This is a genomic window from Pseudomonas sp. 43NM1 (genome assembly GCF_002836905.1).
GTDB lineage: Bacteria > Pseudomonadota > Gammaproteobacteria > Pseudomonadales > Pseudomonadaceae > Aquipseudomonas > Aquipseudomonas prosekii.
In genome coordinates this window covers 1-1,951 of record NZ_MKGS01000108.1, presented here as the reverse complement: position 1 = coordinate 1,951, position 1,951 = coordinate 1, and the positions used below count along the sequence as shown (strand labels likewise).

Sequence of the window (1,951 nt, the reverse complement as noted above, 5' to 3'; positions counted from 1 at the left end):
TTTTCATCCTCCGCAGCACCGACCGTCACACCGCTGCCGACCGGGCAACTGAAATCGGTGACGTAGCTGACGGCGCCGCCGGCATCGAGGCTGATGTCGATTTGCGGGGTCGGCAATAATCGCGGATCGAGTTGCTCGCAACCGGCGCCGAGCAGGCACAGCGCGGAATTGATGGTGGCCGCGAGGTTGAGGCTGAGCAGGCTGTTGAGCGTCGGGGTCAATGTGCCGACCAGTCCGAGCACGGCGTTGGTCAAACCGCTGACGCCGGTCAGCACCGGCAGGTTGAGCGAGATCAGCGTGCGCACTTGGGCGGTGCGCACGTAAATGCGATTGGCGCCCAGCGGATCGGCCTTGGCCAGCGCCGGATTGCCAATCGCGGAGAACTGCGCCGGCTCGATCACTTTGACCCGCACGGTGACATTGGCCAGGCCCAACACGTTGACCGGCAAAGTCGCGGCCACCGCACTTTTGCTGTTGGCCAATTGCACCACGCCTTGAATCAGTTGCAGCAATTGCACGTTGGCGTCGAGCCCGGCGGCGGGCGTGCCGGTTTGCAATTGCAGGATGTCGCCGAGCTTGACCTGGCTGGCATTGGCGGTCGCCGCGACTTGCAGGTTCCCCAGCGCGGCCAATACCTCGGCGGTGGCGCCGTTGAGTTGAACGGCGCTGACGGCGGCCTGGATCAACTGGGTGACAGTGGTTTGGGTGTTGAGCAATCGCGTGTAGTCGCCGGCCGCAACGTTGAGTCTGATCGCCAGTTGATCGAGATAGCCGAGCAGGTTGACGTCGGTGTTGAGCAGCCCGTTCCAGCCTGCCGCCGTCAGGCTGACGTTGCCGCCGAGCAATGCGCTGAATAACGGATTGAGGATGTTCGATTGCGCGGTGCTGATGTTGAGCAGCGTGCTGCGGATGTTCAGTTGGGCGACGGTGGGCAGCGGTTTGGCGGCGACGGCGGAGGCATTCAGTTGCGTGGTGAGGCTGGCGGGCGCGCCGCTGAACAGCGCCTGGATGCCGCCGGCGAAACTGTTGGTGAGGGTGTGGCTGGCGACGACTTTGATCGCGGCGGCCTGGGTGGCGTCGAGGGTGAAAGTGCGCAATCCGCTTGCTGCGGTGACGAGCGTGCCGCAGGTGGTGGCGAGGCTGTTGCCAGTCTCGACCGAGAAGCCGTTGCGCGTAGCGCTTTGCCGGGCGAAATTGGCCGCGCTTAGGCCGGCCAGGCAATTGCCGCCGCGACTGACGGCCTCCAGCGCGGCAGTGTCGACCACGCGCTGCAATTTGCGCTGCTCCAAATAAAGCCGCCCGGTGTCGACCACCAGCAGCATCAACAGCAGCGCCAGACCCAGCGTCACCGCCGCCATCAAACCGATAGCCCCGCGCTGCCGGGCCGGACCGCGAAACCGCAACATCGCGCACTCCTTCGCTGGCGCACCCACGAGTGCTGCCTCCATTGATGCAATGCAGTGTAGACGCGGAATGTGTGCGCAACACAAATCCCTGTGGGAGCTGAGCTTGCTCGCGATGGCGGTGGGTCAGTCACATCGTTGTTGGATGGGCGGGCGTCATCGCGAGCAAGCTCGCTCCCACAGGGGATTTGTGGGGGACGGAAATCTGTGTGGGAGCTGAGCTTGCTCGCGAAAGCGGTGGGTCGGTCAAAACTGCCGTGTCTGGATTGACGTCTTCGCGAGCAAGCTCTGCTCCTACAAGGGATTTGTGGGGGGCGGAAATCTGTGTAGGAGCTGAGCTTGCTCGCGAAAGCGGTGGGTCAGTCGAAACAGCTGTGTCTGGATTGACGTCTTCGCGAGCAAGCTCTGCTCCTACAAGGGATTTGTGGGGGACGGAAATCTGTGTAGGAGCTGAGCTTGCTCGCGAAAGCGGTGGGTCAGTCGAAACAGCTGTGTCTGGATTGACGTCTTCGCGAGCAAGCTCTGCTCCTACAAGGGATTTGTGGGGG

At 63.0% G+C, this 1,951-nt stretch carries 1 protein-coding gene; it reads right to left on the bottom strand.

Annotation, left to right across the window (positions count from 1 at the left end; genetic code table 11):
- Positions 1-1,406, bottom strand: a 1,406-nt coding sequence (locus tag BI292_RS10090) for a pilus assembly protein TadG-related protein (RefSeq protein WP_101207792.1), incomplete at its 3' end; no start/stop codon positions are given.
- Between the last annotated feature and the right edge of the window lie 545 nt (positions 1,407-1,951).